The 25433-nt window shown below is 73.1% G+C and carries 18 protein-coding genes; 11 read left to right on the top strand and 7 right to left on the bottom strand.

Features of this window, described 5'->3' with window-relative positions; translation table 11 throughout:
• Positions 1-60 precede the first annotated feature (60 nt).
• Both miaB and BUE48_RS16330 read left to right on the top strand, forming a co-directional pair.
• On the top strand, positions 61-1554 hold the full coding sequence (miaB, locus tag BUE48_RS16335) for a tRNA (N6-isopentenyl adenosine(37)-C2)-methylthiotransferase MiaB (protein WP_012853608.1): 1494 nt from the start codon (positions 61-63) through the stop codon (positions 1552-1554).
• Positions 1555-1566: 12 nt separating this feature from the next.
• Positions 1567-2283, top strand: a complete 717-nt coding sequence (locus BUE48_RS16330) for a class III extradiol ring-cleavage dioxygenase family protein (protein WP_012853607.1) — start codon at positions 1567-1569, stop codon at positions 2281-2283.
• Between the two features lie 24 nt (positions 2284-2307).
• On the opposite strand, the gene BUE48_RS16325 is transcribed toward BUE48_RS16330, so the two are convergent.
• Positions 2308-2511: an antitoxin gene (locus BUE48_RS16325; RefSeq protein ID WP_012853606.1), complete on the bottom strand. Its 204-nt coding sequence runs from the start codon at positions 2509-2511 to the stop codon at positions 2308-2310.
• Positions 2512-2593: 82 nt separating this feature from the next.
• On the opposite strand from BUE48_RS16325, the gene miaA reads away from it, so the two are divergent.
• Together miaA and dapF are read left to right on the top strand one after the other, a co-directional pair.
• On the top strand, positions 2594-3505 hold the full coding sequence (gene miaA / locus BUE48_RS16320; RefSeq protein ID WP_012853605.1) for a tRNA (adenosine(37)-N6)-dimethylallyltransferase MiaA: 912 nt from the start codon (positions 2594-2596) through the stop codon (positions 3503-3505).
• A 10-nt stretch (positions 3506-3515) separates the two neighbouring features.
• The gene (gene dapF / locus BUE48_RS16315; protein WP_012853604.1) at positions 3516-4337 is read left to right on the top strand and encodes a diaminopimelate epimerase; all 822 of its coding nucleotides are present in this window, start codon (positions 3516-3518) and stop codon (positions 4335-4337) included.
• Positions 4338-4759: 422 nt separating this feature from the next.
• Here dapF and BUE48_RS16310 read toward each other — a convergent pair whose 3' ends face one another.
• Complete coding sequence (locus BUE48_RS16310) at positions 4760-6754, bottom strand: sensor histidine kinase (RefSeq protein WP_012853603.1); 1995 nt, start codon at positions 6752-6754, stop codon at positions 4760-4762.
• A gap of 243 nt (positions 6755-6997) precedes the next feature.
• On the opposite strand from BUE48_RS16310, the gene BUE48_RS16305 reads away from it, so the two are divergent.
• The 5 genes from BUE48_RS16305 to BUE48_RS16285 all read left to right on the top strand — a co-directional run bounded on the left by BUE48_RS16305 (position 6998) and on the right by BUE48_RS16285 (position 14558).
• Positions 6998-8605 carry a S1 family peptidase gene (locus tag BUE48_RS16305; RefSeq protein ID WP_286990419.1) on the top strand — a complete coding sequence of 536 codons (1608 nt, stop codon included), beginning with the start codon at positions 6998-7000 and terminating at the stop codon, positions 8603-8605.
• Positions 8606-8948: 343 nt separating this feature from the next.
• Positions 8949-9926 carry an ABC transporter permease gene (locus BUE48_RS16300; protein ID WP_012853601.1) on the top strand — a complete coding sequence of 326 codons (978 nt, stop codon included), beginning with the start codon at positions 8949-8951 and terminating at the stop codon, positions 9924-9926.
• On the top strand, positions 9923-10795 hold the full coding sequence (locus BUE48_RS16295; protein ID WP_012853600.1) for an ABC transporter permease: 873 nt from the start codon (positions 9923-9925) through the stop codon (positions 10793-10795). Before BUE48_RS16300 ends, BUE48_RS16295 begins: the two co-directional genes overlap by 4 nt.
• Positions 10792-12861 (top strand): dipeptide ABC transporter ATP-binding protein, encoded by a 2070-nt coding sequence (locus tag BUE48_RS16290; protein ID WP_286990416.1) that lies wholly within the window; start codon positions 10792-10794, stop codon positions 12859-12861. The genes BUE48_RS16295 and BUE48_RS16290 overlap by 4 nt, the downstream gene beginning before the upstream one ends.
• Positions 12846-14558, top strand: a complete 1713-nt coding sequence (locus BUE48_RS16285; RefSeq protein WP_012853598.1) for an ABC transporter family substrate-binding protein — start codon at positions 12846-12848, stop codon at positions 14556-14558. Before BUE48_RS16290 ends, BUE48_RS16285 begins: the two co-directional genes overlap by 16 nt.
• On the opposite strand, the gene BUE48_RS16280 is transcribed toward BUE48_RS16285, so the two are convergent.
• The 5 genes from BUE48_RS16280 to aceB all read right to left on the bottom strand — a co-directional run bounded on the left by BUE48_RS16280 (position 14555) and on the right by aceB (position 21241).
• Complete coding sequence (locus BUE48_RS16280) at positions 14555-15286, bottom strand: hypothetical protein (RefSeq protein ID WP_012853597.1); 732 nt, start codon at positions 15284-15286, stop codon at positions 14555-14557. The two genes, BUE48_RS16285 and BUE48_RS16280, sit on opposite strands and share 4 nt — an antisense overlap.
• 272 nt (positions 15287-15558) lie before the next feature.
• Entirely contained in the window at positions 15559-16851 is a 1293-nt protein-coding gene (locus BUE48_RS16275) for a heterodisulfide reductase-related iron-sulfur binding cluster (RefSeq protein WP_012853596.1), read from the bottom strand.
• The gene (locus BUE48_RS16270; protein WP_286990414.1) at positions 16851-18086 is read right to left on the bottom strand and encodes an FAD-binding oxidoreductase; all 1236 of its coding nucleotides are present in this window, start codon (positions 18084-18086) and stop codon (positions 16851-16853) included. The genes BUE48_RS16275 and BUE48_RS16270 overlap by 1 nt, the downstream gene beginning before the upstream one ends.
• Positions 18086-19534: an FAD-linked oxidase C-terminal domain-containing protein gene (locus tag BUE48_RS16265; protein WP_286990412.1), complete on the bottom strand. Its 1449-nt coding sequence runs from the start codon at positions 19532-19534 to the stop codon at positions 18086-18088. Before BUE48_RS16265 ends, BUE48_RS16270 begins: the two co-directional genes overlap by 1 nt.
• A gap of 99 nt (positions 19535-19633) precedes the next feature.
• Positions 19634-21241: a malate synthase A gene (gene aceB, locus BUE48_RS16260; RefSeq protein WP_012853593.1), complete on the bottom strand. Its 1608-nt coding sequence runs from the start codon at positions 21239-21241 to the stop codon at positions 19634-19636.
• Between the two features lie 358 nt (positions 21242-21599).
• Between aceB and hflX the strand changes: the two genes are divergently transcribed.
• Together hflX and hutI are read left to right on the top strand one after the other, a co-directional pair.
• Complete coding sequence (hflX, locus tag BUE48_RS16255) at positions 21600-23057, top strand: GTPase HflX (RefSeq protein ID WP_286990411.1); 1458 nt, start codon at positions 21600-21602, stop codon at positions 23055-23057.
• A gap of 972 nt (positions 23058-24029) precedes the next feature.
• Complete coding sequence (hutI, locus tag BUE48_RS16250; protein WP_012853591.1) at positions 24030-25244, top strand: imidazolonepropionase; 1215 nt, start codon at positions 24030-24032, stop codon at positions 25242-25244.
• Positions 25245-25433 lie beyond the last annotated feature (189 nt).

Genomic DNA, 25433 nt, shown 5'->3' with positions numbered 1-25433 from the left:
CACCGGGCGCCGTCTGCGCAGCCCGGCCAGGGGTCTGCGGCGCGTACCCTTGTTGACGTCATGAACGCGCCCACCACATCCAGCACGGCACCCCGTACGTACCAGATCCGCACGTACGGCTGTCAGATGAACGTCCACGACTCCGAGCGCCTGGCCGGGCTGCTGGAGGAGGCCGGCTATGTGGCCGCCGGCGAGTCCGAAGAGCCGGACGTCGTGGTGTTCAACACCTGTGCCGTCCGCGAGAACGCCGACAACCGGCTGTATGGCAACCTGGGGCATCTGCGGCCGGTCAAGGACGCCCGCCCCGGCATGCAGATCGCCGTCGGCGGGTGCCTGGCGCAAAAGGACCGCGAGGCCATCGTGCGGCGCGCCCCGTGGGTGGACGTGGTGTTCGGCACCCACAACATCGGCTCGCTGCCGGCGCTGCTGGAACGCGCCCGCATCCAGCGCGAGGCGCAGGTGGAGATCAAAGAGGCGCTGGAGACCTTCCCCTCCACGCTGCCCACCCGCCGCGAATCCCCCTATGCGGCCTGGGTGGCGATCTCGGTGGGCTGCAACAACACCTGCACCTTCTGCATCGTCCCGTCCCTGCGCGGCAGGGAGAAGGACCGCCGCCCCGGGGAGATCCTCGCCGAGATCGAGGCGCTGGTGGCCGAGGGCGTGCTGGAGGTGACGCTGCTGGGGCAGAACGTCAACGCCTACGGCAGCGAGTTCGGCGACCGGCAGGCCTTCGCCAAGCTGCTGCGGGCCTGCGGCCAGATCGAGGGGCTGGAGCGGGTGCGCTTCACCTCCCCGCACCCGCGCGACTTCACCGACGATGTGATCGCGGCGATGGCCGAGACCCCGAACGTGATGCCCTCGCTGCACATGCCGCTGCAGTCCGGCTCGGACCGCATCCTGCGCGCCATGCGCCGCTCCTACCGGCAGGAACGCTTCCTGGGCATCATCGAGCGGGTGCGCGCGGCGATGCCGGAGGCCGCCATCACCACCGACATCATCGTCGGCTTCCCCGGCGAGACCGACGAGGACTTCGAGCAGACCCTGCACGTGGTGCGCCAGGCCCGCTTCGCCGGGGCGTTCACCTTCCAGTACTCCAAGCGCCCGGGCACCCCGGCGGCCGAGATGGACGGCCAGGTGCCCAAGGAGGTCGTGCAGGAACGGTACGAGCGGCTGGTGGCGCTGCAGGAGCAGATCTCCTGGGAGGAGAACAAAAAGCAGCTCGGCCGCACCCTGGAGGTGCTGGTCGCCGAGGGCGAGGGCCGCAAGGACGACGCCACCCGGCGCATGTCGGGCCGCGCCCCCGACAACCGGCTGGTCCACTTCCGTCCCCCAAAGGAGCCGGTGCGTCCCGGCGACATGGTGACCGTCGAGGTCACCTACGCCGCCCCGCACCACCTGGTCGCCGACGGGCCGGTCAAGGCGGTGCGCCGCACCCGCGCCGGGGACGCCTGGCAGGCCCGCCGGGAGCGGCCCCGCGAGAAGGTGTCGCTGGGCATGCCGTCCATCGGCCGCCCGGCGCCCCAGCCGTCGGGCGCCTGTGCGGCGCACTCGTGAAAGCGGGGGGCGATGCTGGTCGCGGCGGCGGTGTGCCCGCACCCGCCGATCCTGGTGCCGCAGGTGGCCTCCGGGGCGGCGGCGGAACTGGATGAGCTGCGCGGCGCCTGTGACGAGGCGGTGCGGCGGCTGCTGGAGGCCGAGCCCGGGCGGCTCGTCGTGGTCGGCGGCGCCCCCCACACCCGCGGCTATGACGCCACCGCCCAGGGCGATCTGCGGCCTTATGGCGTGGACATGCGTTTCGGTGGCCGGCCGGGCGGCCCGCGGCTGCCGCTGTCGCTGACGATCGGCGCCTGGCTGCTGCAGCGCGCCTCCTGCGACCTGGGCGACGTCCGCTACCAGGCCGTCGGGTTCACCGAACCCGCATCCGCATGCCTTCGGCTCGGCGAGCAGATGGCGGCCGCCCACCCGCGGCTGGGGCTGCTGGTGATGGGGGACGGCTCGGCCTGCCGCACCGAGCAGGCCCCCGGCTACCTCGACGAGCGGGCCGCCCCCTACGACGCCGCGGCGGCACGCGCCCTCGCGAGCGCCGACACCGCCGCGCTGGCCGCCTTGGACCCTGCGCTGTCGCAGGAACTTCGGGCGGCCGGGCGGGCGGCATGGCAGGTGCTCGCCGGAGCGGCCGGCAACGCGGCCTTCACCGCCGAGCTACTGGCCGACCAGGCCCCCTACGGCGTGGGATATCTGGTCGCGAGCTGGATGACCGCCCAGGTCCCGCACGGGACTTAGGTTCCCTGCGGGCTCCTTGCGCGGTCAGCTTCCCGGAGTGCTCGGCGGCCGGCCCCCGCCCCGGTTGCGGTCGACGTAGTCGGAAGCGGCCCGCTGCCCCTTGTCGACGTGCTGGGAGTAACGGCCGCCGGTACGCTGGTCGACCATGTCCCCGGCCTTCTCCACGCCCTTTTTGGCCTTGTCGGAATGCTGGCCGAGCATCTGCTTGACCTTGCTGACGATCGACATGTGATCCCCCGATTCGTGATCGTCGGCACCGGATGCACCGGCGCCCGGACAACTGCCCCATACCCGCCCAGATGGCAAGGTTATGCCCGTGACCTCTCCCAATGTGCTCGCCGTCGTCGGCCCCACCGCCTCCGGCAAGTCCGATCTGGCGGTGGAACTGGCGCTGCGGCTGAACGGCGAGGTGATCAACGCCGACTCGATGCAGCTGTACCGCGGCATGGACATCGGCACCGCCAAGCTGACCGCCGAGCAGATGCGCGGCGTCCCGCACCACCTGCTGGACGTGTGGGAGGTGACGAAGACCGCCAGCGTGGCCGAGTACCAGCGGCTCAGCGCACAGGTGATCGCAGAGGTCCAGGGGCGGGGCCGGCTGCCGATCCTGGTCGGCGGCTCCGGCCTGTATGTGCGGGCGGCCCTCGATGAGATGAACTTCCCCGGCACCGACCCGGCCGTGCGCGCCCGCCTGGAAGAAGAACTGGCGGCGGTCGGTCCCGGCGTGCTGCACCAGCGGCTGCGCGAGCGCGACCCGCAGGCCGCGGCGGCCATCCTGCCCAGCAACGGGCGGCGCATCGTACGGGCCCTGGAGGTCATCGAGATCTCCGGCCGCCCCTTCACCGCCACGCTGCCGGAGTACCGCTACCGCTACGACGCCGTCCAGATCGGGCTGACCGTGCCGCGCCCGGAGCTGGATGAGCGGATCGCCCGGCGGGTCGAGCACATGTGGCGGGCCGGCCTGGTGGAGGAGGTGCGGGCGCTGGAACGGGCCGGCCTGCGCGACGGCCTGACCGCCGGGCGGGCCCTCGGCTACGCCCAGGTGCTGCGCTTCCTGGCCGGGGAGTGGACCGAGGAGCGGGCCAAACAGGAGACGATCAGGGCCACCCGCCGCTTCGCCCGCCGCCAGGAGTCGTGGTTCCGGCGCGACCCGCGGGTGCACTGGATCCCCTACGACGCCCCCGACCTGGTCGAACGGGCCTTGGCCGCGGCCGGCGCATAGGATTCGGGCCATGCGTTTCATCAAGGGGCACGGCACCGAGAACGACTTCGTCATCCTGCCGGACCCCGACGGGGCACTGGACCTGCGCCCGGCCACCGTGGCGGCTTTGTGCGACCGCCGCGCCGGCATCGGCGCCGACGGCGTGCTGCGGGTCGTCCGCACCAAGGCCGCCGGCGACCCGATCGCCGAGGAGCTGGCCGGCGAGGCCGAGTGGTTCATGGACTACCGCAACGCCGACGGCAGCCTGGCCGAGATGTGCGGCAACGGGGTGCGGGTCTTCGCCCGCTACCTGGTGGACGCCGGGCTGGCGGCGCCGGGGGAGTGGGACGTGGCCACCCGCGCGGGCCTGCGCCGGGTGACGCTGGGCCCCTCCGGCGACGTCAGCGTGGACATGGGCGCGCCGCTGGTGCAGGGGCGGGGCCGGGCCCGCCTGGCCGGTGAGGACTTCACCGGCCTGCGGGTGTCGATGGGCAACCCCCACCTGGCCTGCCCGGTCGACCGCCCGGTGGCCGAACTGGACCTGACCCGCCCGCCGCAGGTGGACGAGCGGGACTTCCCCGACGGCGTCAACGTCGAGCTGTTCCGCATCGTCGGGGACCGCCAGGTGGAGATGCGGGTGCACGAGCGGGGCTCGGGGGAGACCCGCTCCTGCGGCACCGGCGCGGTCGCCACCGCGGTCGCGGCGGCCGGGGAGGACCCGTCCCCCGGGGAGTGGATCATCGACGTCCCCGGCGGCCGTGTCACCGTGACCCTCGACGGCCGCACCAGCCACCTGCGCGGCCCGGCCGTCCTGGTCGCCGAGGGCGAGATCCGCGCCGACTGGCTGCGCTGACCCCTCCTGCGCCGTCCTCGCCCCGCGCGGCCGCCCACCGCAGCGGAACCGGCCGGGACGTGAAGGCCCTCGACGGGCGGAGGAAACCGCACCGGGCGAGCCGTCCCGATGTCCGTGCTGTGCGCCCGTCCCAGCGGGAACGGGACGGAGGTCACTGCTCACCGGGACCGCCGGGCGCCTAACTTCGATCATGCACACCCTGTGGGGACCGCACGGGCAGGGATGGGAGCCCCGATGTCCGTGCGGTGGCGTGGGCCGGTGGCGACCTTGAAGGCGGGGGGCGGCCACCGGCCCTACGCCTCAGATCCCTGCGAGCCTTCACCGGATCCGGCGGACGCACCGTAAGGACGGGGGAACCCGGCGGCCGGAACCGGCTGTCAGGGCGCGGCCGTCGCCGGAGAAGCGGGCGGAAGACGCCGCCCCTACCCGGGAGGCCTCCGGCTCGCCGCGGCGGGGACGCCGTGGATCGGCAGCCGCGCCTGGACCAAGGTCCCCCCGGCGGGCCCCGGCCCGATGGAACAGGAGCCGCCCAGCTCGGCGGCCCGTTCCCGCATCGAGGACATCCCCACCCCGGCCCGTGCGGCGGCCGGGGGGCCCACCCCGTCGTCGGCGACGCTCACCCGCAGCTCGCCGGAGCGTTCCAGCCGCACCACCGCCGTCGTGGCCCGGGCGTGGCGCCGCACGTTGGTCAGCGCCTCCTGGACGATCCGGTAGGCGGCGACCTCGACGGCGGCCGGCAGGTCCTCCAGGTCCCCGGACAGCTCCACGCGCACCCGCAGCGGGTCGCCTCCGCCCGGCGACTCCGCGGCGCCGTCGGCCAGCGCCTGCACGGCCCCGGCCAGGCCCAGGTCGTCCAGGGCGGGCGGACGCAGCCCGTAGACCAGCTCGCGGATGTCGGCGATGGTCTGGTTCATGGTGGTGCGCAGCCGCTCCAGCAGCGGGTCCACGGCGGCCGGGTCGCGGCGCAGCGTCAGCCGGGCCGCGTCCACCGTCATGGCCAGGCTGGCCAGCGTGGGGCCCAGCCCGTCGTGCAGGTCGCGCCGCAGCCGCCGCCGCTCCTCCTCCCGGGTGGCCAGGATGCGCTCGCGGGAGCGCTGCACATCGGCGGTCAGCCGCACCGCGTTGGCCAGCTCGGCCAGGTTGCGGGCCATCACCGCGGCGATCCGCCGGTCCGGGGGCTCGGTGCGGGACAGCAGCAGCCGTCCCACCGGGCGGCCGTGCCACACCAGCGGGATCGACTCCGGGTCCGGGCCCAGGTCGCCGTCCTGGGCCAGCGCCGCCCGGCCCTCCCGGCCGGTGACCTCCACCACCACGCCGGTGGCGCGCAGCGCCTCGCGCACCGCCGAGGCCGCCACCGCCAGCGCGGCGGCCGGGTCGGAGGCGGTCTGCAGCCGCCGGTTGAGCCGGTCGGCGATGCGATAGGGGTCGCGTTCGCCGTGCAGCACCCGGTCCACGGTGCGCTGCAGCCGCCGCCGCACCGGCTCGAACACCGCCCCGGCGGCGATGGCGCCCACCAGCCCGGCCATCGGCCCGCGCTCGGCGAACACCAAACTGGCCGCGCCCACCAGCGCGAAGTACACCCCGGTGATCACCACCGCCAGCCCGGCGTACACCAGGGTGCGGCTGACCACCAGGTCGATGTCGTAGAGCCGGTAGCGGGTGATGGCGATGGCCACGCAGACCGGCACGGCGGCGATGGTGATGTTGCGCAGCGGGTCGCCGATCGGGGTGGTCTCGCCCACGAAGACGACGGTCTGGGCGAACACCCCCGGGTAGATGACCCACGCGATCTGACGGCGCACATCGGAAGGGGCGCGCCAGAAACGCAGGGCCACCGACACCAGGCTCGCCGCCAGCGTCCCCAGGATGGTGACGCTGATCGGCAGGGGGATGTCCTGGAACGGGTAGACCGAGACCCCGTTGTGGAAGCGCCGCGCGCCCGGATCGACGGTCAGGTGCACGCACACGATCAGCGGCACCGCCAGCGCCACCGCCAGGACCGGCCGGAACCAGCGGGACACCAGCCGCCCGTCCGGGAAGATCAGCGGCATCACCAACGTCAGCGTGAACGTGTCGACCGCCCACAGCCAATGGCCCAGCCACACGAAGAACCAGGCCCCCGGCCAGGCGCGCGTCTCCATCCAGGGGCCCAGGTTCAGCGACAGCACGTACACCGCGGCGCTGAGGCCGGCCCCCAGCATCAGCCAGCCGACCCGCAGCCCGGGGCGGTGCCGCAGCAGCAGGGCCGCCACCGGAGTCCAGGTCAGCGCCACGACGGCCTCAGGGTGCCACCACACCATCCGCCGGTGCGCCGGCACGTGCAGGCCCAGCAGCAGCGAGACCAGGACCAGCGCCACGGCGGCCGACATGAGCCACAGCGCCGCGCGGCTCGCCCGGCGGTTCCGGTCGCCGGGCATCGAGCCCTCTTCGAGCGGGGCCCCGTCCTGGCGCGGGGAACCCGGACGAGGCCGAGAAAGGTGCACCGCGGTACTTTCTTGCCGGAAATAAGGCTGGAGGCATCGTAGAACGTCCCGGCCGCTGTCCTGGATGCGACGGGGCGGTCGTCTCATGACGGCGGGACAGCGCGTTCCCCACACTGGCCGAGCCGATGCCCGAAGAACCGGGCCGGCCGAAAGAAGTTGTGAGGGAGCGGCGAAAAAATGCGCAGGCTGATCGGTGCGCTGGTCGCGGTGTGGCTGGCGGTGCCGGCCGTGGCCGGGCCGGCATGGGCCGAGGACAAGGAGACACCGCTGGCCACCAAGCTGGCGGCCAGATCGCACCCGGCCGTCCAGCTGCTGGTCACGGAGTACTCGGCGCAGCTGTCGGTGCCGACCATGGCCACCAACGACGCCGAGGTGGAAAAGCTGGTCCAGGAGACCATCCGCAAGGTGGTCAACGGGGAGATCCCCCGGGACGAGCAGAGCCTCTACAAGTACATCCTGGAGCGGTGGGCCGCGGACGTGGACCGCTTCCTGCGCCCGGTGGCCCCCCAGCGGGTGGTCGAGGCCAAGGTCTCCGGCACCTGCACCGGGTGGTGGGTGAGCCCGGACGGGTACATGGTGACCGCCGCGCACTGCATCAAGCCCGACACCGAGCAGCTCAGCCAGACCTTCGCCGAGCAGGCGCTCGAGCAGATCAACAAGCAGGACGTCCAGGAGCTGATCCAGGCCATCGCCCAGGAGGGGCAGGCCAACGACGACAACATCGAAAAGGCCACCGAGCTGGTGGTGCAGTTCAACGCCAAGCACCTGAAGATGGGCGAGGTCAGCCAGTCCACCTCGGTGCTGCAGAGCGTCCAGGGCGGCGGGGTGGACAAGTCCGCCAAGGCCCTGCCGGTGGAGATCGTGACGGCCGGGGAGAGCTACCCGGGCAAGGACGTGGCCGTCCTGAAGGTCAACGGGCAGCAGAACCTGCCCACCCTGGAGCTGGGCGCCGATGACGACGTGCAGGTCGGCGACACCCTCTACATCGACGGCTTCCCCGGCACGGTGACCAACAACGGCACCCTCAGCCTGGAGAGCAAGCTGCAGCCGACCTTCACCCAGGGCCCCTACAACGCCCAGCGCAGCACGCAGACCGGCGTGCCCTACTTCCAGACCCAGGCGCCGGCCTACGGCGGCAACTCCGGCGGCCCGGTGTTCAGCGACTCCGGCAAGGTCGTGGGCATCCTCATCGCGGGCCTGAACGACGCCAACGGCCAGTCGGCGCAGAACCAGCAGCTGGTGCTGCCGGTCAGCGTGGTGAAGGAGAAGCTGAACGAAAAGAACGTCAAGCCCGTCACCTCGAACACCACCGTCGCCTACAACGAGGCCCTGGACTCCTACTTCAAGCGGCACTACAAGAGGGCGCTGCCGAAGTTCCGCGAGGTGCAGGCCCTCAACCCCGGTCACCCGTACGTCGCCAAGTACATCAGCGACTCGCAGGCGGCCATCAACGCCGGCAAGGACGAGACCCCGGCCCCGCTGGTCACCTGGGTGGTGGGCGGCCTGGCGGTGGGGGCCGTGGCCGGTGCCGCCCTGGGAGTGGTCACGGTGCTCCGCCGCCGCCGCTCGCGGCGCGGCCCGGGTGACGGCCAGGGCCCGGTCTTCCCCGCCGGCCCGTCCCCCTTCGGCGCGCAGCAGCCCGTCCCGCCGGTCGGCCCGCCGCCGGGGCAGCCCGGCTACGGGGGCGGCCCCGCGGCCCCGCTGCCCGGCACCCACGGCTCGCCGCTGCCCCCGCCCGCCCAGCCCGGCGGCACCGGGTACCAGCAGCCCTGGCCCGGCGCCTGACCGGACTTCCGGCCGATCGGCCTGAGGCGAACCGCGAAGGCGGCCGCCTGCGGAACGTTCCGCGGGCGGCCGCCTTCGGCGTGTCGAGAGCCACTGGGCGTTCGCAACGCCTCGCCGGGCGGGCGTCGACGAGGCCGCGCCGACTCCGGGCCCGTGGGCCGAACTGCGGGAACACCGGGACCAGGCCGTCGCGTCGAGACCCGGCCTCCTCCCCGGCCGCGCATCACGGCCCCCTCTGGGATCACGTTCCGAAACGGAACGAACGCACCAGGTCCCGATTTCCCTGCGCGTCCCGTGACGACTCAGTAACATGCCGTACTGCCCTGGTCTCAAGGGGGAGTAGGTGGCGGGTTTCCTGGTTCGCAGGCTGTTGCACGGGGTGGTGCTCGTGGTGCTGGCGGCCAGCCTGACCTACCTGCTGGCGGCCTCCGCCCTCCGGCCGCGCGCCCATTTCGAGCAGCGCAACCCCCGCCCGCCGGACGCCGTCGTGGACGCCGAGCTGACCGCCCTCAACCTCAACGACCGCACGCCCCTGTTCCGGCGCTACGCCACCTGGGCGCGCGCGGCGGTGCGCGGCGACCTCGGCCGGACCCTGGAAGGCGAGCCGGTCGCCCCCGAGCTGCGGCGCCGCGCCCTGGTCAGCCTCCGGCTGCTGGCGGCCGGCGTCCTGCTCGGCGGGGCGCTGGGCGTGCTGGCCGGCGCGGGCACGGCGATCCGCCGGAACGGGGCGGGCGACCGGCTGATCACCGTCTGCTCGTTCGTGCTGCTGTCCACCCCGGTCTTCGTGCTGGCCGTGCTGCTCCAGCTGGGCGCCGAGCGGATCAACCGCCTCACCGGCGTGCAGCTCTTTGAGTGGGTGGGGGAGTACACGCCGGGCCACGGCGGCGCGCGGCTGGGCGAGCGGCTGCGGCACCTGCTGCTGCCCACCGTGACGGTGGTGCTGGTGCAGGCCGCCGTCATCAGCCGCTACCAGCGCCATCTGATGCTGGACGTGCTGGGCGCCGACTTCGTGCGCGCGGCCATGGCGCGGGGGCTGACGCGCCGCCGGGCGCTGCTGCGGCACGGGCTGCGCACCGTGCTGGCCCCGGTGACCACCTACCTGGCCTACACGTTCGGGGCGGTGCTGCTGGGCGCCTTCTTCACCGAGAAGATCTTCGGCTGGCACGGCGTCGGTGAATGGCTGATCGACTCACTGCACCGCGGGGACGTCAACGTGGTCGCCGCCGTCGGCCTGCTGGCCGCGCTGCTGGTGCTGCTGGCCGGGCTGGTCGCCGACGTCGCGCACCGGCTGCTGGACCCCAGGGCCGGAGCGGTCCGGTGACCGCCGTGCCGCGGCCGCTGCCCTCCCGCACCGCGCTATGGGCGCGGCGGGTGCTGGCCGACCGCCGGGCCGTGCTGGGGCTGACCCTGCTGGGGGCACTGGTGCTGCTGGCCTTCGCCGGCCCGGCGCTGTCGCGGTGGGAGTGGACCGACACCGACTTCACCGCGATCCGCGAGCCCCCGTCCGCCGAGCACTGGTTCGGCACCACCGACAGCGGCCGGGACGTCTACGCCCTCACCTTGCGCGGCATGCGGCGCTCCCTGCTCATCGGGTTCTGCGCGGCGGCGCTGACGACCGCCCTGGCCGCGCTGGTGGGGATCACGGCCGGGTACGCCGGCGGCTGGATCGACCGGACGCTGATGTGGGGGACGGACCTGCTGCTGGTGGTGCCGGCATTCCTGGTCGTGGCGATGCTGTCCCCGGCGCTGGGGGCGACCTGGCCGCTGCTGGTGGCGGTGCTGGCGGCGGTCATGTGGACGATCACCGCGCGGATGGTCCGGCACATGACGATCTCGCTGAAACGGCGCGAGTTCGTGCTGGCCGCCCGCTACATGGGAGTCGGCCCCGTGCGCACCGTGCTACGGCACATCCTGCCCCACCTGGCCTCACTGCTGATCATCGACGGCACGCTCAACGTCGGCGTCGCCATCGTCGCCGAAAGCGCCCTGGCGTACTTCGGGTTCGGGGTACGGCCGCCGGACGTTTCGCTGGGCACGCTGATCGCCGACGGCAGCGGCGCGGTGACCGCCTTCCCCTGGCTGTTCGGGTTCGCCGCCGCGTTGCTGGTGCTGACCGTGCTGGCGGTGAACCTGGTGGGCGAAGGACTGCGCGATGCCCTGGACCCGGCCGCGGGGGGCGGTGCCCGGTGACCGTGCTGGAGGTCCGGGACCTGCGGGTGGGGTTTCACGGCGGACGGGTGCCGGCGGTGCGGGGCGTGGACTTCTCTCTTAAGCGCGGGGAGGTGCTCGGCATCGTCGGCGAGTCCGGCTGCGGCAAGTCCGCCACCGCCCTGGCCCTCATGGGACTGCTGCCGCCCGGCACCAAGATCGGCGGCTCGGTCCGGCTGCACGGACGGGAACTGATCGGGCGAACCGACGCCGAGCTGGCCGCCGTCCGCGGCCGGGACATCGCCATGATCTTCCAGGATCCGGCCGCGGCGCTGAGCCCGGTCCGCCCGGTGGGCGACCAGATCGCCGAGACCATCCGGGTCCACCAGGGGCTGCGCCGCGCGGCCGCCCGCGCCCGCGCGGTGGAACTGCTGGACCTGGTGGGCGTCCCCGACCCCGCCCGGCGCGCCCGCGCCCACCCGCACGAGCTGTCCGGCGGCATGCGGCAGCGGGTCATGATCGCGATGGCCGTGGCCAACCGCCCGTCGGTGATCGTCGCCGACGAGCCCACCACCGCTTTGGACGGTCTCGCCCGGGCCCGGACGCTGGGCGTGCTGCAGTGGGCCCGGGAGACCACCGGGGCCGCGGTCATCGTGATCACCCACGATCTGGGGGTGGCGGCGCACCTGGCCGACCGGGTGCTGGTGATGTACGCCGGGCGGGCCGTGGAGACCGGCCCGGTGGAGGCCGTCTGCACCCGTCCCCGGATGCCCTACACCATCGGGCTGCTGCGGTCGGTGCCGCGTTTGGAGGAGACCCCCTCCACCGCGGGACCGGCAGGGTCACGCCTGGTGGCACTGGAGGGCGCCCCGCCGGTTCCGGGGCACCTGCCGCCGGGCTGCCCGTTCGCCCCGCGCTGCCCGGTCGCTCAGCCGCGCTGCCGCCGCACCGAACCCGAGCCGCGAACGGTGGGGGAGGACGGCCACCGTGTCGCCTGCCTGCAGGACATCGGCGACCCCGGGGACCTTTACCCCAGGCCCGCGGCGCCGTTCAGTGGGCCGCCCGCCGCCCGCGCGCCGTCCGGCCGCACCGAGCGGCCGGTGGTGCTGGAAGTGCGCGACCTGGTCAGCCGCCACCGGCTGCGCTCATCCGGGCCGCTGCGCCGGGCCGAGACGGTGCCCGTCCTCGACGGCGTCTCCTTCACGGTGCGGGCCGGGGAGACGCTGGCGCTGGTCGGCGAGTCCGGCGCCGGCAAGACGACCACCCTGCTGGAGATCGCGCGGCTGCGCGCCCCGCAGGGCGGGCGGATCACCGTGCTCGGCCACGACGTCGCCGCCCTCACCGCCGCCCGGCGCAAGGCGCTGCGCCGCCGCATCCAGCTGGTCTTCCAGGACCCCTCCTCCTGCCTGGACCCGCGGATGCGCGTCGCCGACGTGCTGGCCGAGCCGCTGAGCGCCTGCGGCCTGCCCCGCCGCCACGCCGCCGCCCGGATCGAGGAACTGCTGGCGCTGGTGGGATTGGAGGCGGAGCTGGCCGGACGGTACCCGGCGAGCCTGTCGGGCGGGCAGCGGCAGCGGGTGGCCATCGCCCGCGCCCTGGCCACCGACCCCCGGCTGCTGCTGCTGGATGAGCCGGTCTCGGCACTGGACGCATCGGTCCAGGCCGGGGTGCTCAAGTTGCTGCAGGACCTCAAGGCCCGCCTCGGGCCGGCCTGCCTGCTGGTGGCGCACGACCTGGCGATGGTCGGGCACGTCGCCGACCGGGTCGCGGTGATGTACCGGGGCCGGATCCTGGAGGCGGGCGAGGTCGGCCAGGTCTACCGCAGGCCCGCCCACCCCTACACGCGGGAACTGCTGGCGGCCGTGCTGCCCCCCGACCCCCGGGGCGGGCGGCGCCGCTTCCCGCCGCCGGCGGCGCCCCCCGAGCACGAGGGGAGGCCACCGCCCGCCGGATGCCGGTTCCGCATCCGCTGCCCCCGCTATGCCGCCTTGGACCCCGCCCGGTCACGGCGCTGCGAGCAGGACGATCCCGGGCCGCTGCGGGTCGGCCCGGACCAGTTCGCGGCGTGCCACTACCCGGAGGCGATGCCCCCATGGACGACCCCGTGAAAGTGCGGGCCTCGGCGCCCGCCCTGGCGTGCGTGATCGTGCTGGCCGCCCTGCCGGCGCTGGCCGGCTGCGACTTCGGGCCGTCGGCCGGCAGGACGCCCGAGCACGTGTCCCAGATTCCCTCCCACGACATCAACCCGATGCCCCGCGAGCGGCTGCGCAGCGGGGGCACGCTGCGGCGGCCGATGCCCGAGTTCCCCGCTCAGTGGAACTTCCACCACCTCAACGGATCCAAGGGCGTGGTCAACGAGGTTCTGCGCGGGGTGATGCCCTACCTGATGCGCTCGGACGCCGCGGGCGTCTCCCACCCCGTCCCCGAGTACCTGGCGGATGTGAAGATCCGCACCAGGCCCGTCCAGACCGTCACCTACACCATCAACCCCAAGGCGCGCTGGTCGGACGGCACCCCCATCACCTACCGGGACTTCGCCGCCCAGGCCCGCGCCCTGTCCGGGCGCGACGCCCGCTTCCAGGTCGCCGCCGTCACCGGCTATGACCGGATCGCCGGCGTCCGCCGGGGCCGGAACGAGCGGCAGGCGGTGGTCACCTTCGCCCGCCCGTTCGCCGACTGGCGGGCGTTGTTCAGCCCGCTGTACCCGGCGGCGACCAGCCGGGACCCGCAGGTCTTCAACCGGGGCTGGCTGCACCGGGTGCCGGTGACCGCCGGCCCGTTTCGCGTCGAGTCCATCGACCGCACCGCCAAAACGATCACCATCGTCCGCGATCCGCGCTGGTGGGGGCGGCCCGCGCTGCTGGACCGGATCGTCTTCCGGGTGATGGACCCCGCCGCCATGCCCGGCGCCTTCGCCAACGGCGAGGTGGACGTGCTGGAGGCCGGCGGCGACGCGGCCGCCTACCGCCGGGCGCTGGGGGTGCCGGGCGCGGTGATCCGCCGGGCGGCCGGGCCGGACTGGCGGCACCTGACCTTCAACGCCGCCGGCCCGATCCTGGCGGACGTGCGGGTGCGCCGGGCGATCATGATCGGGATCGACCGGCGGGCGCTGGCCGAGGCCGACTTAAAGGACCTGGACTGGCCGGTCCAGGTGCTCGGCAACCACTTCTTCATGCACACCCAGGCCGGCTATGTCGACAACTCCGGTGTGCTGGGCGGCCATGACCCGCAGCGGGCGGCGCGGATGCTGGAGGAGGCGGGCTGGCGCCGCACCGGACGCTACCGGGTCAAGGACGGCCGGGTGCTGGCGCTGCGCTTCGTGGTGCCCGCCACCCAGCAGATCAGCCGGCGGGAGGGCGAGCTGGTGCAGGCCATGCTGGCGCGGATCGGGGTGCGGATCGACATCCACCCGGTGCCCACCGATGACCTGTTCGACCGCCATGTGCTGCCCGGCGACTTCGACATCGTGCCGTTCTCCTGGCTGGGCACCCCGTTCCCCGTCTCCGCCAACCGGGCGGTGTTCGCCATGCCGCGCCGCGGCGGCATCCAGCAGAACTACGCGCGGGTCGGCTCGGCGCGGCTGGACGCCGCCATGGACCGGGCCGTCGCCGAGCTCGACCCGGTCAAGGCCCGCCGTCTGGTCAACGAGGCCGACCGGCTGGTGTGGCGGCAGGCCGCCGTGCTGCCGCTGTATCAACGTCCGCAGCTGGTGGCGGTGCGCGGGGAGCTGGCCAACTTCGGCGCCCGGGGGTTTTGCGACCTGGCCTATGAGGACATCGGTTTCCTCGCCCGCCCGGCCGGCTAGCGCCCCGCCCGGCTTTCTGAGTCCCGCTCGGGCATCTGGACCTCGATGCCCTTGCGGTCGCTGGTGAAGCGGGCGTTCCACACATACAGCCGGATGTCGGCCGGATCGATGCGGGCGCTGACCGGCAGCTCGGTGGCGATGCGCACCAGGTAGGAGGAGCCGGGCGGCATCAGCTTGTCGGCGCCGTCGGCGATCAGGCCCGGCGAGCCGTTCAGCCGGGCGGTGATCCGGCTGCGGTTGGGCAGCGTGCACATGTCCTCCGGGACGCCCGGCTGCGGCATGCAGCGCTTGCGCGCCGAGGAGGGCACGTACTTCAGCGGCAGGAACAGGTCGGCGGGGAAGTCCAGCAGGATGGGCCGCTGCTGGGTGTTGGTCAGCACGTACTCGGCGTAGGCGTAGGTGGTGCCCTTGGGGAGCGGGGTGCTGCCGGGCAGGGGAGAGTCGTCGGTGCCCGCCCGGGCGGCGCCCAGCCCGTAGCCGTAGCCCTCGGGGGTGGTGACGTTCAGGGTCGGCCCGGTGCGGGGGGCGTCGGTGACCGCGCCGCCGCCCTGGGTGCTCTCCTGGGCGCCGATCGCCGGCGGGGACGACGGCTCGGCGTCGGGTTTGAGCGCGACGTAGCCGGCGACGACGGCGCCGATGCCGAGGGCTCCGGTGAGCGCGCCGGCCAGCCCGACCTTTCCGGCGTTGCGCTGCTTGCGACGGCGCTGCGAGCGATAGCTGTTGGACATCGTTCGTTCCCGGTCGGTGAGAGCGTCCGGCCCCTCGTGACGCCTGCGGTGGATGCGGTGTTCGGTCCGGTGGACGGTGATCGCGACCGGATCACGGCCGTTTCACAGTAGATCAACGGTTCGGGTGGAACCGTTGCGCTTTCCGCCGGTATGGCTTAGCGGCAGACGATACAGCAGGGACTGGTGCGATGCTTTGGGCCCCCGGAGAAATTGGATTGCATGTCAGTAGCACCGCGGCTCCCCGGCGTCTTCCCGGCCGCTGTCTGTCCAAGTCAGCGGGGCAATAGCGCGTTTCGGCCCAGTCCCCGCAGCGAGGCGTCCAGGACTTGCGCGGTGTGCGCCACCGCGATCTGCTTCCCCCGGCGGCGCAGCGCCGCGGCGATCTGCATCGAGCATCCGGGGTTGGCGGCCACCAGCAGCTCGGCGCCGGTGCCGGCGACCCCGGCCGCCTTGCGGTCGCCCAGCTCGGCCGCGGCCTGCGGCTGCAGCAGGTTGTAGATCCCGGCCGAGCCGCAGCAGATGTCGGGGTCGGGGATCTCCCGCACGGTCAGCCCGGGGATCTCCGCCAGCAGCCGCCTGGGCTGCTGGCGGATCCCCTGGGCGTGGGAGAGGTGGCAGGCGTCGTGGTAGGCCACCGTCATCTCCAGCGGATGCCGCTCGGCGCGCGGCCCCAGCTCCACCAGGAACTCGGCCAGGTCGCGGGTGCGGCGGCTCAGCTCCCTCGCCCGCGCCGCCCACACCGGGTCGTCGGCGAGCAGCTCGCCGTACTCCTTCATGGTCGAGCCGCAGCCGGCCGCGTTGACCACCACCACGTCCACGCCTTCCAGTGCGGCGATCGTCCGGCGCGCCAGCTCCCGCCCTTCCTCGCGGCGGCCGGCGTGCACCGACAGCGCGCCGCAGCAGCCCTGGGCGGGCGGGATCACCACATCGCAGCCCTCCAGCGCCAGCACCCGGGCGGTGGCGGCGTTGACCTCGGGGAAGAACTCGCTTTGCACGCAGCCGGTGAGCATGCCCACCGTGGCCCGGTGCCGGCCGCGCGCGGCCACCCGCCGCGGCAGGCGGGACGGGCGTCCCAGCGGCGGCGCCAGCCGTTCCATCGCCGCCAGCGCCGGCGCCCACCGCTGAAGCAGCCGCAGCGCCCCGGTGCGCTCGGCCAGCCGGTCCAGCCCGCTGCTTTGGTAGACGCGCAGCGGGCCGCGCAGCATGCGCAGCCGCCGGGGGTGGGGGAACAACCGGAAGATCAGCTCCCGGACGGCCCGCTCGGCGGCCGGACGCACATGCTCCAGCTCCACCTGCTGCCGGGTCGTCTCGATCAGCCGGTCATAGCGCACCCCGGACGGGCACGACGTCACGCACGCCATGCAGCCCAGGCACCGGTCGAAGTGCTCGACCATGGCCGGCCCCAGCGGCTCGCCCTCCAGGTGCTGCTTCATCAGGTGGATGCGGCCGCGGGGGGAGTCCATCTCCTGGCCCCACAGCACGTACGTGGGGCAGGTCGGCAGGCAGAACCCGCAGTGCACGCAGTCGCCGATCAGCGAAGCCGGCTCCCGGCTTGCAGACGTCATCAGATCCCTCCCGCGAAACGGCCGGGCGACAGCCTGCGGCCGGGGTCGAACTGCTCTTTCACCCGCCGCATCAGCGCCAGGGCCGGGATCGGGCCCCACAGGTCGATCTCCTCGCGGACGGCCTGGGGGGCATAGCGCACCACCGCGCCGCCCGGCAGCGGGGCCAGCATGCCGCGCAGATCGGCCAGCAGCTTCGCCACGGCCTGCGGCTCGGCGGACCCCAGCCCCACGTGCCAGATGCCCGCCCCCGCCGACCCGCGCAGCACCGTCTCCGCGGCCCGGTGCTCCTGCAGCGTGCCGGCGATGCGCGGCAGCGCCGTCGGCGGGCCGGTCAGCTCGATCAGCGTGGTGCCGTCCGGGTAAAGGCCCCACCACGGCGGCGGGACGTCGGCGATGCGGGCGCCGGCGCCCAGCAGGTCCGCCACCGCCTCGGCGCGGGCCGCCACCCCCTCCGGCACGCCCTCCAGCAGCACGCACAACCGCACCGCCCCGCCGATCTCGGTGTCCACCTCGATCGCGCTGGGCACGTGCGGGGAGTGCAGCACCCGCTGCGCCGCCCGATGGGCCTGCGCGACGTCGCCGAACTCGCCGCTGACATACGCCCGGGCGCCCGGCAGCGGGTGCAGCCGGAAGGCCGCCTCCACGATCAGCCCGAGCGTGCCGAACGACCCGGCCAGCAGCCTGCCCAGGTCGTAGCCGGCCACGTTCTTGACGACCTTGCCGCCGGAGCGGGCGATGCGCCCGTCCGCCCGGATCATCGTCACCCCGATCAGCAGGTCGCGGACCGACCCGTGCAGCAGCCGGGACGGCCCGCCGGCCCCGGCGGCCACCGTGCCGCCCACCGTGGAGTGCGGGGTCGGCACATCCAGCGCCAGGCGCTGCCCGGCACCGGCCAGCACCTCCGCCAGCCGGCCCAGCGTCACCCCGGCCTCCACCGTGACCACCAGGTCGCCGGCGGCGTGCTCGACCACCCTGGCCAGGCCGGTGGTGTCGATCAGCAGATCGCAGCGCTCGGGCGGCAGCCCCCACTCCAGGCGGGTCTCGCCGCCGCGCGGCACCACCGCCAGCTCCAGCTCGGCGGCCACCCGCATCACCTCGGCGGCCTCGGCGACGGTGCGCGGCGCGGCCACCACCGCCGGGACCACGCCGAGCACCCCTTCGGCGGGCAGGCCCTCCCGCACCTCCCCGCAGACCCGGCTGAGCGCCGACAGCGCCCGCTTGTGGAGGGCGTCCATCAGAACAATTCCGCCTTTCCCTGCTGGACCAGCGGATGCGGCTCCTTGCGCACCCTGGGGACCTCCCCGCACAGCCGGGGCGTGGGGAAGATCTTGCCGGGGTTGCACAGTCCGGCCGGGTCGAAGGCGCAGCGCACCATCTGCATGGTGTCCAGGTCGGTCTCGGTGAACATGCGCGGCATGTGACGGGCCTTGTCCACGCCCACCCCGTGCTCGCCGGTGATCGACCCGCCGTGCCGCACGCACAGGTCCAGGATCTGCCCGGCCACCTGCTCGGCCCGCTCGGCGGCCTGCGGCTCGGAGTCGTCGAACAGCACCAGCGGGTGCAGGTTGCCGTCCCCGGCGTGGAAGACGTTGGCCACCCGCACTCCCGCCCGCCGCGACAGCTCCTCGATGTCGGCCAGCACCTGCGGCAGCGCGGTGCGCGGGATCACCCCGTCCTGCACCAGGTAGGCGGGGCTGATGCGGCCCACCGCGGCGAACGCCGACTTGCGGCCCTTCCAGATCAGGGCGCGTTCGGTCTCGTCGGAGGCGACGCGGATCTCAAAGGCGCCCTCTTGGCGGCACAGCCGCCGCACTTCGGCGAACTGGTGCTCGACCTCGGCGGCCGGGCCGTCCAGCTCCACCACCAGCACCGCCGCGGCGCCTTCGGGATAGCCGCAGGCCACCGCCGCCTCGGCCGCCTCGATGGCCAGCGCGTCCATCATCTCGATCGCCGCCGGCACCACCCCGGCCGCGATGATCTGCGACACCGCGCTGCCGGCCGCCTCGATGGAGGGGAAGGCCGCCAGCAGCGTCTGCACCGTCTCCGGCAGCCGGGTCAGCCGCACGGTGATCTTGGTGGTGATGCCCAGCGTGCCCTCGGAGCCCACGAACGCGCCCAGCAGGTCATAGCCGCCGCCGTCGCGGGAGATCGTGGTGATCTCCCCGTCCGGGGTGACGATCTCGCAGGCCAGCACGTGGTGGGCGGTGAAGCCGTACTTCAGGCAGTGCGCCCCGCCGGAGTTCTCCGCCACGTTCCCGCCGATGGTGCAGATCTGCTGGCTGGAGGGGTCGGGGGCGAAGTAGTAGCCATGCGGCCGGGCCGCCCGGGACAGTTCCAAATTGATCACGCCGGGCTCCACCACCGCCCGCTGGTTGTCGGGGTCGATGTGCAGGATGCGGCGCATCCGCGAGGTGACGATCAGCACCCCGTCGCTGCGCGGCAGCGCGCCCCCCGACAGGCCCGTCCCCGAGCCGCGCGCCACGTACGGCACGCCCGCCGCCGCGCACCGGCGGACGATCGCGGCGATCTGCTCGGCGGTGTCGGGCAGCACCACCAGCCCCGGCGTGGCCCGGTGGTAGGTGAGCCCGTCGCACTCGTAGGTGCGCAGCCGCACCGGGTCGGTGATCACCTGCTCCGGCCCCAGCAGCTCGGTGAACCTGCCGGCCAGATCCTGCAAACTCATCCCTCGGCCTCCCGGGCGCTGGTGGTCACGGCCGTGCCGGGACACGCCCGTGGGCGCGCCCCGGCACCGGATTTTCCGTGCAGAGAGCTGCTGCGGAGACTAGGGCATGCGCTCGTAGGCCGGCAGGGTGAGGAACTCGGCGTACTCGTCGGCCAGCGTGACCTCCTTGAACAGGGCGACGGCCTGGTTGTAGCGCGGCTCGTCGTAGGCCTGGCCCAGCTCGGCGCGGATGCCGGCCAGCTCCTCGTCCATGATCTTCTCGACGAGCTCCTTGGTGACCTTCTGGCCCTCCTTGAGGGTCACCCCGTTGTTGATCCACTGCCAGACCTGGGAGCGGGAGATCTCGGCGGTGGCGGCGTCCTCCATCAGGTTGTGGATGGCCACCGCGCCGTTGCCGCCCAGCCAGGTGGCCAGGTACCGCAGCGCCACGTCGATGTTGTTGCGCAGGCCCGCCTCGGTGATCTCACCGGGGGTCTTGTCGAAGGCCAGCAGGTCGGCGGCGGAGACCTTGACGTCCTCGCGCAGCCGGTCGCGCTGGTTGGGCTTGTCGCCCAGCACGCCGTCGAAGACCTCCCGGCACACCGGCACCAGGTCGGGGTGGGCCACCCACGAGCCGTCGAACCCGTCGTTGGCCTCCCGGGTCTTGTCGGCCCGCACCTTCTCGAAGGCGACCTTGTTGACCTCGGGGTCCTTGCGGGAGGGGATGAAGGCGGCCATGCCGCCGATGGCGTGGGCGCCGCGCTTGTGGCAGGTGCGCACCAGCAGCTCGGTGTAGGCCCGCATGAACGGGGCGGTCATGGTGATGGCGTTGCGCTCCGGCAGCACGAACTCCGCGCCCCGGGAGCGGAACTTCTTGATCACCGAGAACAGGTAGTCCCAGCGGCCGGCGTTCAGCCCGGCGGAGTGGTCGCGCAGCTCATACAGGATCTCCTCCATCTCGAACGCCGCCGTGATGGTCTCGATCAGCACGGTGGCGCGGATGGTGCCGCGCGGGATCTCCAGCTCGTCCTGGGCCAGGTTGAAGGCGTCGTTCCACAGCCGCGCCTCCAGGTGGCTCTCCATCTTGGGCAGGTAGAAGTAGGGGCCCTTGCCCTTGGCGAGCTGGCGGCGGGCGCAGTGGAAGAAGTACAGCCCGAAGTCGAACAGCGAGCCGCTCATCGGCTCCCCGTCCACCAGGACGTGCTTTTCCTCCATGTGCCAGCCGCGGGGGCGGACCACGATGGTGGCCAGCTCCTCGTCCGGCCGCAGCGCGTAGCTCTTGCCGGTCTTGGGGTCGGTGAAGTCGATGGTGCGGTCCAGGGCGTCCCGCAGGTTGATCTGGCCCTGGATCATGTTCTCCCACAGCGGGGTGTTGGCGTCCTCGAAGTCGGCCAGCCACACCTTGGCGCCGGAGTTCAGCGCGTTGATCGTCATCTTCCGGTCGGTGGGGCCGGTGATCTCCACCCGCCGGTCCACCAGGCCGGGCGCCGGCTCGGCCACCCGCCAGCTGTCGTCGGCGCGGATGTGCGCCGTCTCCGGCAGGAAGTCCAGCGTGCCCCCGGCGGCCAGCTGCTTTTCCCGCTCGGCGCGGGCGGCCAGCAGCTCCTTGCGCCGCGCGCCGAACTCGCGCTGCAGCGTGGCCAGGAAGGACAGCGCCTCGGGCGTGAGGATCTCGTCGTAGCGCTCGTGGAGGGGACCGGTGACCTCCACACCGTCGGGTGCGGTCATCTGCCTGCCCTTTCGTATCGTGAAAACAGACTTCTGTTTAGTGGAACGCTACTGCCCGGTATTCGCCCGGGTCAAAGCGGCCCCCGCCCAGTGCGCCCGGCCGGGCCGCGAGGGCCGTCCCCAGTCATGCCCTCGGGAAGCTCCCCGGACTCCGCTGCAGCGTGAGCGGCCCCGGCGCGAGTCCGCCCGGCCTGTGGCGCGCACGGCCGGGAAGCACAGGCCGGGGCGCCCGCCCGGGCGGCGCCGGCACCGGGACGACAGGTGTGAAACGGCCGATAAATCACGTGGCCATCCGGCCGGGCGGCGTGGCACGATCGTCGGGAAGGATCCGGCCGTCCAACGGCGTTGTAGAGGACATATGACTTCTGCTTTTTTCGAAGACCCGCAGATCCATCGCGACGGCCGGGACGACGGCACGCCGGAGGACTTCCGCGACGAGCCGCTGACCGGTGAGCTCGACCTGGCCGACCGCCAGGCGCTGCGCCGGGTCGCCGGGCTGTCCACCGAACTCGCCGACATCACCGAGGTCGAGTACCGCACGCTGCGGCTCGAACGGGTCGTGCTCGTGGGCGTGTGGACCGAGGGCACCGCGCAGCAGGCCGAAAGCTCCCTGCGCGAGCTGGCCGCGCTCGCCGAGACCGCCGGCTCCCAGGTGCTGGAGGGCCTGATCCAGCGGCGCAGCAAGCCCGATGTGGCCACCTACATCGGCTCGGGCAAGACCGCCGAGCTGGCCGAGATCGTGCGCGCCACCGGCGCCGACACGGTGATCTGCGACGGTGAGCTGTCGCCCAGCCAGCTGCGGCACCTGGAGGAGATCGTCAAGGTCAAGGTCATCGACCGGACCGCGCTGATCTTGGACATCTTCGCCCAGCACGCCCGCAGCCGCGAGGGCAAGGCCCAGGTCGAGCTGGCCCAGCTGGAGTACCTGCTGCCCCGGCTGCGCGGCTGGGGCGGCAACCTGTCCCGCCAGGTCGGCGGCCGGGCCGCCGGCGGCGTGGGCATCGGCGGCCGCGGCCCCGGTGAGACCAAGATCGAGCTGGACCGGCGCCGCATCCGCGCCCGGATGGCCAAGCTGCGCCGCCAGATCGCCGAGATGGCCAAGACCCGCGAGACCATGCGGAGCAACCGGCGCCGCAACCGCATCCCGTCGGTGGCCATCGCCGGTTACACCAACGCCGGCAAATCCTCGCTGCTCAACCGGCTGACCGGGGCGGGCGTGCTGGTGGAGGACGCGTTGTTCGCCACCTTGGACCCCACCGTGCGCCGGGCCCAGACGCCCAGCGGCCGGCCGTTCACACTGGCCGACACGGTCGGGTTCGTCCGGCACCTGCCGCACCAGCTGGTCGAGGCGTTCCGCTCCACCCTGGAGGAGGTCACCCAGGCCGACCTGATCCTGCACGTGGTGGACGGTTCCGACGCCGAGCCCGAGGCCCAGATCGACGCCGTCCGGCAGGTGCTGCGCGAGATCGGCGCCGACCGGGTGCCGGAGCTGGTCGTGATCAACAAGGCCGACGCCGCCGACCCGCTCACGCTGGCCCGGCTGCGCCGCCGCGAGCCCGGCAGCGTCGTGGTCTCCGCCCGCACCGGCGCCGGCATCGAGGAGCTGATGGCGGCCATCGAGGCCGAGCTGCCGGAAGTGGGGCGCGAGGTGCGGGTCGTGCTGCCGTATGAGCGGGGCGACCTGGTGGCGCGGATCCATGAGCTGGGCGAGGTGTTCTCCCAGGAGCACACCGCCGAGGGCACCCGGCTGCACGCCCGGGTCCCGGCGGCCCTGGCGGCCGAGCTGGACCGGTACGTCGCGGCAGAGGCGCTCTGACCTGCGAGAACGGCCGTCGTTCAGCCGGTGGGCCCGGCACCTTGCCGGACCTGCGGCCAGGGCGAGGACGACCTTCTGCCTCATGAGCTGAAGAGGGCTCCCGCCGCCTCTTGCGAGAGGCGGCGGGAGCCCTTGGACGTTGCGGAGGAGCCGGCCGCGGCGGGGGGCGACGCCGCTGTCGTCGCCCGCAGCGCCGCGACCGGGCTTCCCGCCGGCGGGCGGGACGGCGCTGAGCGTGGCCCGGCGGCGGGCTTTGAACCGCCCAGTGTGATCGGTCGCAACCGGCTGGGCTCGGTGAGCCTTTTCAACGCGCCGTTTTCACAGGCCGAGACGAGGACATCACAGTCAGGGACGATGCCGTGACCTGGAAGGGCGCGGTACCGGACACCATCCGGGCTCCCGTCCGCGGCGCCCAGGGCCGCGGGGCTGGAAAAGGTTCAGTGGTTACATCTTTGGCATTCGCCTTGACGAAACCGTGGGAATCCGTACGGTCTGAATGACCAAGGGGTGGGTGGCCGCGGGACCGGAGACAAGATCACATATTTTATGTGGCTCTTGTAATGAGGTGGGTGTTTTGTCGGTTTTGGTGGGTGTCGGCGGATAAGCCGGGAAAGTGATGAGCATGCTGTCGTGCCGCACAGATGGCGGGCCTGTCCGGCGCGCCGGGCATGCCCAGCGTGCTCGCCCTCGTCCGCCCCGGAGGGCTCTCCTGCGGGCAGACCGCATGCCGACGACTTCTTTTCCTTCGGTTGTGGTTGCTCACAAGAGGTTGTCCACTGGGCGGTGTGTGGTCTACCTTGTCGAAACCGATATCTCCGGTCTCGTCGCTCAAGGTGGTCAGGCGACCACCCGACTCCCAGGCGGTGATTCGCCGGCATCCAGTCGGCGGATCCGATCGAGAGCAGGTGACCCACTGCATGGCGTCCGGTTCAGCGCCTGGCGGCGCATTGCCGTATACGGGTCGGTGACCCCATGACGGTACGGCTGTTGACGAACATCGGCAGGCTCTGGACGGGCACCGATGTGTGCAGCAATGCCGCCATCCTCATCCACAACGACCGGATCGTATGGGCGGGCCCCGCGGCCGACCTGCCGCAAAGCGTGCCCGGTGTGATCGACGACATCGTCGATGTCGACCACGTGGAGAACCTCGGCGGGGGACTGGTCACTCCCGGCCTGATCGACGCGCACTCCCACCCGGTGTACGCCGGCAACCGCTGGGCCGAGCTGGCCATGCGCACCAGCGGCTCGACCTACTCGGAGATCGCCGCGGCCGGCGGCGGCGTCAACTCCACCATCACCGTGACCCGCGGCACCGACCCCTGGACGCTGTGCAACAGCGTCCGGGAGCGGCTGCGGCGCTGGATCGAGGACGGCACCACCACGGTGGAGGCCAAGACCGGCTACCACCTGACCCGCGACGGGGAACTGGCCGACATCCGGATGCTGCGCTCGCTGGAGAGCGAGCCGTCCATGCCGCGCGTCCACGCCACCTTCCTGGCGGCCCACATCCTGCCGCCGGAGTACTTCGGCCGCCGCCGCGACTACGTCGAGGCGGTCCGCCAGTGGACCGGGGACGCCGCCGCGGCCGGCGCCGACAGCATGGACGTCTACTGCGACGAGGGCCACTTCACCCCCGAAGAGGCCCGCGTCCTGCTGTACACGGCCAAGCGGGTCGGCCTGAAGGCGCGCATGCACGCCTGCGCCAACGAGCGCACCGGCGCCGCGCAGGTCGCCGCCGAGATGGGCTGCGCTTCCGCGGACATCCTCACGCACGCCACCGACGAGGACATCAAGGCGATCGCGCACGCCGGGGTCACCGCCACCGTCTGCCCCGGCAGCTCCCTCAACACCGACCGGCCGCTCGCCCCGGTGCGCAAGATGCTCGATCACGGCGTCACCCTCGCCCTGGGCACCGACCACAACCCCGGGCAGTGCGGCATCACCTCCATGCCGCTGGTCATCGGGCTGGCCGTGGCGATGTTCGGCCTCAGCGTCACCGAGGCGCTGCGCGCGGCCACCCTCGGCGGGGCCGCGGCGCTGCGGGTGGGCGACCGGGGCACGCTGGCGCCGGGCATGATGGCCGACATCGTGCTGTGGGACGCCGACCATGAGGGTGCCTTCGCCTGGGCCTTCGGGCTGCGCGCCCTGCGGGTGTGGCGCGGCGGCGTCCCCGTCGTGCACTGACCCGGGCTGAGTCTGGCATTCGCTGGGACCGTGCCAAGCGGTCCCGCGGTCCCCCGGCAGACGGCGTCCGTGGCCGGTGACCGCCGCCTGGCGACGGTTTTCCACAACTCGCCGGGATTCTGCCGCATGCGGGGCCGGGCTTTTAGCGTCGATGACATGAGAGCTGAACCCGGACGCCGCCCACCAGCC

Source organism: Thermomonospora sp. CIF 1 (assembly GCF_001896795.1).
Lineage (GTDB): Bacteria > Actinomycetota > Actinomycetes > Streptosporangiales > Streptosporangiaceae > Thermomonospora > Thermomonospora curvata.
Note: the sequence above shows the minus strand (reverse complement) of the source record. Positions and strands in the feature narration are given on the sequence as shown.

Excerpts from the sequence above, each read along its gene's own strand:
- miaB (WP_012853608.1), top strand. The coding sequence starts at position 61 with ATGAACGCGCCCACCACATCCAGCACGGCACCCCGTACGTACCAGATC.
- BUE48_RS16330 (WP_012853607.1), top strand. The coding sequence starts at position 1,567 with ATGCTGGTCGCGGCGGCGGTGTGCCCGCACCCGCCGATCCTGGTGCCG.
- BUE48_RS16325 (WP_012853606.1), bottom strand. The coding sequence starts at position 2,511 with ATGTCGATCGTCAGCAAGGTCAAGCAGATGCTCGGCCAGCATTCCGAC.
- miaA (WP_012853605.1), top strand. The coding sequence starts at position 2,594 with ATGCCCGTGACCTCTCCCAATGTGCTCGCCGTCGTCGGCCCCACCGCC.
- dapF (WP_012853604.1), top strand. The coding sequence starts at position 3,516 with ATGCGTTTCATCAAGGGGCACGGCACCGAGAACGACTTCGTCATCCTG.
- BUE48_RS16310 (WP_012853603.1), bottom strand. The coding sequence starts at position 6,754 with ATGCCCGGCGACCGGAACCGCCGGGCGAGCCGCGCGGCGCTGTGGCTC.
- BUE48_RS16305 (WP_286990419.1), top strand. The coding sequence starts at position 6,998 with ATGCGCAGGCTGATCGGTGCGCTGGTCGCGGTGTGGCTGGCGGTGCCG.
- BUE48_RS16285 (WP_012853598.1), top strand. The coding sequence starts at position 12,846 with ATGGACGACCCCGTGAAAGTGCGGGCCTCGGCGCCCGCCCTGGCGTGC.
- BUE48_RS16280 (WP_012853597.1), bottom strand. The coding sequence starts at position 15,286 with ATGTCCAACAGCTATCGCTCGCAGCGCCGTCGCAAGCAGCGCAACGCC.
- BUE48_RS16275 (WP_012853596.1), bottom strand. The coding sequence starts at position 16,851 with ATGACGTCTGCAAGCCGGGAGCCGGCTTCGCTGATCGGCGACTGCGTG.
- BUE48_RS16270 (WP_286990414.1), bottom strand. The coding sequence starts at position 18,086 with ATGGACGCCCTCCACAAGCGGGCGCTGTCGGCGCTCAGCCGGGTCTGC.
- BUE48_RS16265 (WP_286990412.1), bottom strand. The coding sequence starts at position 19,534 with ATGAGTTTGCAGGATCTGGCCGGCAGGTTCACCGAGCTGCTGGGGCCG.
- aceB (WP_012853593.1), bottom strand. The coding sequence starts at position 21,241 with ATGACCGCACCCGACGGTGTGGAGGTCACCGGTCCCCTCCACGAGCGC.
- hflX (WP_286990411.1), top strand. The coding sequence starts at position 21,600 with ATGACTTCTGCTTTTTTCGAAGACCCGCAGATCCATCGCGACGGCCGG.
- hutI (WP_012853591.1), top strand. The coding sequence starts at position 24,030 with ATGACGGTACGGCTGTTGACGAACATCGGCAGGCTCTGGACGGGCACC.